A 6,839-nucleotide genomic window follows, 5' to 3' on the forward strand; every position below is an offset into this window, starting at 1 on the left:
CCCGTACACCGGCTCGGCCATCGGTCAGCACTGGATGTACCAGGGCAAGCACGTCCTGATCATCTTCGACGACCTGTCGAAGCAGGCCGAGGCCTACCGTGCCGTGTCGCTCCTCCTGCGTCGTCCGCCGGGCCGCGAGGCCTACCCGGGTGACGTCTTCTACCTGCACTCCCGTCTGCTGGAGCGTTGCGCGAAGCTGTCCGACGAGCTCGGCGCCGGTTCGATGACGGGTCTCCCGATCATCGAGACCAAGGCGAACGACGTCTCGGCGTACATCCCGACCAACGTGATCTCCATCACCGACGGCCAGATCTTCCTGCAGTCGGACCTGTTCAACGCGAACCAGCGTCCGGCCGTCGACGTGGGCATCTCGGTGTCGCGCGTCGGTGGTGACGCGCAGGTCAAGTCGATCAAGAAGGTCTCCGGCACGCTCAAGCTCGAGCTGGCGCAGTACCGCTCGCTCGAGGCGTTCGCGATGTTCGCGTCCGACCTCGACCAGGCGTCGCGTCGCCAGCTGGAGCGCGGTGCCCGTCTGACCGAGCTCCTCAAGCAGCCGCAGTACTCGCCGTACCCGGTCGAGGAGCAGGTCGTCTCGATCTGGGCCGGCACGAACGGCAAGCTCGACGAGGTCCCCGTGGCCGACGTCCTGCGCTTCGAGTCGGAGCTGCTCGACCACCTGCGCCGCAACTCGGACGTGCTAACCACCCTGCGTGAGACGAACCAGCTCAGCGACGACACCGTCGCCGAGATGACGAAGCAGATCGACGAGTTCTCCAAGAGCTTCCAGACGAGCGACGGCAAGACGCTCGGGTCCGAGCAGTTCGAGGCCGCTTCGGCCGAGGACGTCGACCAGGAGCAGATCGTCAAGGGTCGTCGCTAGATGGCAGCGCAGGTCCGGGTCTACCGCCAGCGAATCAAGTCCGCGAAGACCACGAAGAAGGTCACTCGCGCGATGGAACTGATCTCGGCGTCGCGGATCCAGAAGGCGCAGGCCCGCATGGCTGCGTCGGGTCCGTACTCGCGGGCCGTGACGCGTGCGGTGTCGGCCGTGGCGACGTTCTCGAACGTCGACCACGTGCTGACCTCCGAGCCGGAGTCGTCGACGCGCGCAGCCGTCGTGCTGTTCACGTCGGACCGCGGTCTGAACGGCGCGTTCAGCACGAACGTCCTCAAGCAGGGCGAGGAGCTCGCCTCCCTGCTCCGCAGCGAGGGCAAGGACGTCGTGTTCTACCTGGTCGGCCGCAAGGCCGTCGGGTACTTCGCGTTCCGTGAGCGTTCGTCCGAGCAGCAGTGGGTCGGCAACACCGACCAGCCGGAGTTCTCGACCGCGAAGTCGATCGGCGACGCCGTCGTGGCGAAGTTCCTGCAGGACACGGCCGAGGGCGGCGTGGACGAGATCCACATCGTCTTCAACCGCTTCCTGAGCCTCGCCACGCAGGAGCCGCAGGTCGTCCGGCTGCTCCCGCTCGAGGTCGTCGAGGGGGTCGAGGCCCCGTCGAACGACGAGCCGCTCCCGCTCTACGAGTTCGAGCCGGACGCCGACGCGGTGCTCGACGCGCTGCTGCCGGTCTACATCGAGAGCCGCATCTTCAACGCCATGCTCCAGTCGGCTGCCTCCGAGCACGCCGCCCGGCAGAAGGCGATGAAGGCGGCGAGCGACAACGCCGACTCGCTCATCCGCGACTTCACGCGTCTCGCGAACAACGCCCGACAGGCCGAGATCACCCAGCAGATCTCCGAGATCGTCGGCGGCGCCGACGCCCTCTCGTCGAAGAAGAAGTAGTCCGCGTCGTTCGCGGACAGTTACCCACCCTCAGGAAGGCACCAGCCATGACCGACACCGCAACCACCGCGGTCGAGACGTCGTCGGCGCCCGGTGTCGGCCGGATCGCCCGTGTCACGGGCCCCGTCGTCGACATCGAGTTCCCGCACGACGCCATCCCCGAGATGTACAACCTCCTGTTCACGACCATCACCATCGGTGACTCGTCGCAGGAGATCGGCCTCGAGGTCGCGCAGCACCTCGGCGACGACCTCGTCCGCGCCATCTCCCTGAAGCCGACCGACGGTCTGGTCCGTGGCCAGGAGGTCCGTGACTCGGGCGCTCCGATCTCGGTCCCCGTCGGCGACGTCACCAAGGGCAAGGTCTTCGACGTGCTGGGCAACGTGCTCAACACCGACGAGAAGCTCGAGATCACCGAGCGCTGGCCGATCCACCGCAAGGCCCCGGCCTTCGACCAGCTCGAGTCGAAGACCTCCATGTTCGAGACCGGCATCAAGTCGATCGACCTCCTCACCCCGTACGTGCAGGGTGGCAAGATCGGCCTCTTCGGTGGTGCGGGCGTCGGCAAGACGGTCCTCATCCAGGAGATGATCCAGCGCGTCGCGCAGGACCACGGTGGTGTGTCGGTGTTCGCCGGTGTCGGCGAGCGCACCCGTGAGGGCAACGACCTCATCGGCGAGATGGAAGAGGCGGGCGTCTTCGACAAGACCGCCCTCGTGTTCGGCCAGATGGACGAGCCGCCGGGAACGCGTCTGCGCGTGGCCCTGTCGGCGCTGACGATGGCGGAGTACTTCCGCGATGTCCAGAAGCAGGACGTGCTCCTCTTCATCGACAACATCTTCCGCTTCACGCAGGCCGGCTCCGAGGTCTCCACGCTGCTCGGCCGCATGCCGTCCGCGGTGGGCTACCAGCCGAACCTCGCCGACGAGATGGGTGTGCTCCAGGAGCGCATCACCTCGACGCGTGGTCACTCGATCACCTCGCTGCAGGCGATCTACGTCCCGGCCGACGACTACACCGACCCGGCGCCGGCCACCACGTTCGCGCACCTGGACGCCACGACCGAGCTGTCGCGTGAGATCGCTTCGCAGGGTCTCTACCCGGCGATCGACCCGCTGACGTCGACCTCGCGGATCATGGACCCCCGGTACCTGGGTGCCGACCACTACGAGACGGCCACGCGCGTCAAGCAGATCCTCCAGAAGAACAAGGAACTGCAGGAGATCATCGCCATCCTCGGTGTCGACGAGCTCTCCGAAGAGGACAAGATCACGGTCGAGCGCGCTCGTCGGATCCAGCAGTTCCTCTCGCAGAACACGTACATGGCGAAGAAGTTCACGGGCGTCGAGGGTTCGACCGTTCCGCTGAAGGACACCATCGAGTCCTTCCGTGCCATCGCCGACGGCGAGTTCGACCACGTGGCCGTGCAGGCCTTCTTCAACGTCGGTGGCATCAACGACGTCGAAGAGAAGTGGGCGCAGATCCAGAAGGAGAACCGCTGACATGGCGGCACTCACCGTGAGCGTCGTCTCGGCCGACCGTGAGGTCTGGTCAGGCGACGCCACCATGGTCGTGGCACGCACGACGGAAGGCCAGATCGGTATCCTCGCGGGACACGAGCCGCTGCTCGCGACCCTCGCGCAGGGACAGGTCCGCATCACCCGAGCCGACGGCTCGACGGTGGCGGCGGACGCCGAGGACGGCTTCCTGTCGGTCGAGCACGACACGGTCACGATCGTGGCGCGGCAGGCCGCGCTGGCGTCCTGACCGGACTGACCGTCCTCCTCCCGCCTTCGGAGACGAAGCGGGAGGGTGGGGACACGGAGCACACGCTCGACCTGCGTGCGCTCTCGTTCCCGGAGCTGGCTGCTGAACGGGCCGCGGTGATCACCGCGGCCCGTTCCGTCAGTTCCGAGGAGTCCTCTGCCCGGACGGCCCTCAAGCTCGGCCCGAAGTCGATCGGGGAGCGCGTGCGCAACCTCGAACTCGAGACCTCGGGCACGATGGCGGCGATCGACCGGTACACGGGCGTGCTCTACGACCCGCTCGGCGCGCTCGACGCCGACCTGGCGACCCGGACGTGGTGGTTCGACCACGTCGTGGTGCAGTCCGCCATGTTCGGCCCGATCCGGGGCGGTGACCTCGTCCCTGCCTACCGCCTGTCGCACGACTCGCGGCTCGGTTCCGTGCGGCTCGCGTCGCTCTGGCCGGAGCCGGCCGCTCGGGCGCTGGCGGAGCACACGGCCGACGGTCTCGTGCTCGACCTGCGGTCCGAGGGGTACCGCCAGCTCGGTCCCGTTGCCGGTGCCGTGGTCCCGCGTGTGGTGAGCGTGGACGCGTCCGGCCGCCGCAAGGCCCTGAACCACTGGAACAAGACCGCCAAGGGACGGCTCGTCGCACTCCTCGCCCGGTCGGGCGCGGCGATCGCGACGTCGGGCGACCTGCTCGACTGGGCCGCCGCGCACGGGGTCGTCTTCGAGCGCCACGACGGCGCCTGGGACCTCGTCGCCGAGAGCCTCGAACCCGCGACGGTCTGATCCGCCACGCCGCCCCACTCGTCCTCCACAGCACGGGTGGGGCGGTTCCCGTTCCACAGGTGCTCCCGATCACGGGGCCTGGAGGCGCGGCATGCGTTTCGATGACGTGCATGATCCCCGTCACGACACGAAGCCGTCCCGATGCCGCAGTGCGCTACCCGCGCGAGATCGCGGCCGCCGTCACCCTCCCCGCCGCCTGCGCGGCGCTCGTCGCGCCGCCGGACACGCCGACGTCACGCGCCGGGTCCATCGCGATCGTCACGGCCTGCGCCGCCCTGTCGACCCGGCTCGGGGTGATCCGGTTCCTGGCCGAACGGTCCCCGGTCGACCCGCGCGCGGCACGGCCGTTCGACCCCTTCCACGACCTGACGCCACCGGCGCTCCGCGGGTTCGGGCCCGCTCCGGAGAGCGGTCGACTCCGGACCGCCGGAGACCGGTGCGCCGACGCGTGGCGGCTCTGGCGCGCCGACGACGCCGGTGCCGACTCGGCCGCCGGTGCCGCCGGGGCGTTGGCGGTGGCGGCGTGGTGCTCCTGGGCGCTCGGGTCGACCGCTCGGGCACAGACCCGTGCGCAGCACGCGCTCGACACCCGGGCGGACGACCCCCTGGCGGCACTCGTGCTCCGGTCGGTGCGGGCACGGAGCGGGCCCGCGTGGGACCGCGGATGACGGACGGCGGACAGGATCGTCTACGGTTGTCTCGACCACGCTTGGAGGGCTCGGGTGCGCGACGACGACATCGACGACACCGTCGTCCGTCGACCCCGTACGGAGCACTCCGTCGATCGCCTCGACGATGCACTCGGGGACACGGTGATCCGTCCGGTCCCGCCCCTCCCGGGCGTGCCGAGCGTGCCGGACCCGGCGCACGATCCGTTCGGGGACACGGTGATCCGCCCGGTGCCGCCGATCCCGGGCACGAACGCCTCGCCGCCGTCGTCCGATGACGTCGACGACACGGTGATCCGTGCGGTGCGGTCGGTGCCCGCCGCGCCGGGAGCGTCCGACGCAGCGCGGACGGACCAGGCCGACGACACCCTGGTGCGACCCGGTCGGGCGCCGCGCCCGGCGGACGACGCGGTCGACGACACCGTGGTGGGCGGCCGGACGCAACCGGGCGACCAAGCCGGCGTGCCCGCCCAGGGCGACCCGCGCCTCCCGTCCGAGCGTCCCGGACCCTCGACCAGGGTGCCGTCCGTGCGGATCGGCGGCCGCGTCATCCGACTCGACCACCCGGTGATCGTGGGCCGACGGCCCGCGCTGCCGCGGATCCTGCGCGGCCCGACGCCGGAACTGGTGTCCGTCCCGTCGCCGAGCGGCCAGGTGTCGTCCTCACACGTGCTCCTGCACGCCGAGGGCGAGGCGGCCGTGGTCGACGACCTCCGCTCCACCAACGGCACCGTCGTCCGGCCCGCCGGCTCGGCACCGTTCCGGATGCCGTCGGGTGCGTCGAACGTCGTGCTGACGGGTACGGTTGTCGAGATCGGTGACGGCAACGTGATCGAGGTCCTCTCGCCACACCTGCGGGTCGCACCGTCGTCGAGGGACCTCCCACCCCTTCCCACGTGGCCGACCGACCCACCCGCCGGCACGCCCCGAACCCCCAGAGAGCGATCCTGAAACGTGACCGAACTCGGCCGAGCAGCGACTGCGCACGCCATCGACGTCCCCGGTGCCGACGGCGCCACCCTGACGCTCTCGTGGGGAGCGGCGACCGACGTCGGTCGACGTCGTGACCACAACGAGGACAGCTACATCGTCGGCGCCCCCTTCTTCGTGGTCGCCGACGGCATGGGCGGCCACCTCGCCGGCGACCGTGCGAGCGATGCCGTGGTCCGTCGGCTCGAACAGGCGACGGAGAGCCCGTTCACGACGCGGCAGTCGATCCAGCGAGCGCTCCTGCTCGCCACCGCCGACATCGAGCGGGCCGCCGGCGGCAACGCCATCGGCGCCGGGACGACCGTGACCGGCATCGCGCTCGTCGCGGCCCAGGGACAGCCCGCCGCGCTGGTCTTCAACGTCGGCGACTCGCGCACCTACCGCATCGAGGGCGGGGTGCTCCGACGCGTCACCGTCGACCACTCGGTCGTCCAGGAGATGGTCGACGCCGGTCTGCTCCGCGCCGAGGACGCCGAACGCCACCCGGACAGCAACGTCATCACCCGGGCCGTGGGCTTCGGCGAGCCGCCGGAGCCGGACTGGTGGACCCTGCCGCTCCGTGCGGGGGACCGGTACATCGTCTGCTCGGACGGGCTCACCAAGGAGCTCGGCGACGCGGGCATCGCCCGGATCGCTGCACGCGTGCCGGCGGCACAGGACCTCGCCGAACGACTCGTCGGCGACGCGGTCGTCGCGGGCGGTCGTGACAACGTCACCGTCGTCGTGCTGCAGGTGGACGCGGCCCCCGACGACGGCGACGTCGAGGACACGTTGCCCCGACACTGAGTGCCCCCCGAACTGGGGGGGCGGGTGGCCAGCGGCCGTGCGCGGAGTGCGGAATGTCGGTCACCCACGGTTCGT

The 6,839-nt window shown here is 70.2% G+C and carries 7 protein-coding genes and 1 pseudogene; all 8 read left to right on the forward strand.

Annotation, left to right across the window (positions count from 1 at the left end):
- Positions 1 to 880 (forward strand): annotated as a pseudogene (locus I5E_RS01615) (F0F1 ATP synthase subunit alpha); the annotation flags it as partial.
- The gene (locus tag I5E_RS01620) at positions 881 to 1,783 is read left to right on the forward strand and encodes a F0F1 ATP synthase subunit gamma (protein WP_022905456.1); all 903 of its coding nucleotides are present in this window, start codon (positions 881 to 883) and stop codon (positions 1,781 to 1,783) included. It abuts the pseudogene before it with no gap.
- Positions 1,784 to 1,830: 47 nt separating this feature from the next.
- Positions 1,831 to 3,285 (forward strand): F0F1 ATP synthase subunit beta, encoded by a 1,455-nt coding sequence (atpD, locus tag I5E_RS01625; RefSeq protein ID WP_022905457.1) that lies wholly within the window; start codon positions 1,831 to 1,833, stop codon positions 3,283 to 3,285.
- Position 3,286: 1 nt separating this feature from the next.
- Positions 3,287 to 3,550 carry a F0F1 ATP synthase subunit epsilon gene (locus tag I5E_RS01630; RefSeq protein WP_022905458.1) on the forward strand — a complete coding sequence of 88 codons (264 nt, stop codon included), beginning with the start codon at positions 3,287 to 3,289 and terminating at the stop codon, positions 3,548 to 3,550.
- Positions 3,551 to 3,555: 5 nt separating this feature from the next.
- Positions 3,556 to 4,320: a YaaA family protein gene (locus I5E_RS01635; RefSeq protein WP_042723477.1), complete on the forward strand. Its 765-nt coding sequence runs from the start codon at positions 3,556 to 3,558 to the stop codon at positions 4,318 to 4,320.
- Positions 4,321 to 4,430: 110 nt separating this feature from the next.
- Complete coding sequence (locus tag I5E_RS01640) at positions 4,431 to 4,988, forward strand: hypothetical protein (protein WP_148286822.1); 558 nt, start codon at positions 4,431 to 4,433, stop codon at positions 4,986 to 4,988.
- A gap of 54 nt (positions 4,989 to 5,042) precedes the next feature.
- Positions 5,043 to 5,939, forward strand: coding sequence for an FHA domain-containing protein (locus I5E_RS22445; RefSeq protein WP_022905461.1), 897 nt, complete (start codon positions 5,043 to 5,045; stop codon positions 5,937 to 5,939).
- 3 nt (positions 5,940 to 5,942) lie between these two features.
- On the forward strand, positions 5,943 to 6,764 hold the full coding sequence (locus I5E_RS01650; protein WP_022905462.1) for a PP2C family protein-serine/threonine phosphatase: 822 nt from the start codon (positions 5,943 to 5,945) through the stop codon (positions 6,762 to 6,764).
- Positions 6,765 to 6,839 lie beyond the last annotated feature (75 nt).

Origin of the sequence: Curtobacterium sp. B18 (assembly GCF_000333375.1) — a bacterium.
Taxonomy (GTDB): domain Bacteria; phylum Actinomycetota; class Actinomycetes; order Actinomycetales; family Microbacteriaceae; genus Curtobacterium.

Bases quoted from the DNA above. Each gene is read 5' to 3' on its own strand.
- I5E_RS01630 (WP_022905458.1), top strand. From the start codon at position 3,287: ATGGCGGCACTCACCGTGAGCGTCGTCTCGGCCGACCGTGAGGTCTGG.
- atpD (WP_022905457.1), top strand. From the start codon at position 1,831: ATGACCGACACCGCAACCACCGCGGTCGAGACGTCGTCGGCGCCCGGT.
- I5E_RS01640 (WP_148286822.1), top strand. From the start codon at position 4,431: ATGATCCCCGTCACGACACGAAGCCGTCCCGATGCCGCAGTGCGCTAC.
- I5E_RS01620 (WP_022905456.1), top strand. From the start codon at position 881: ATGGCAGCGCAGGTCCGGGTCTACCGCCAGCGAATCAAGTCCGCGAAG.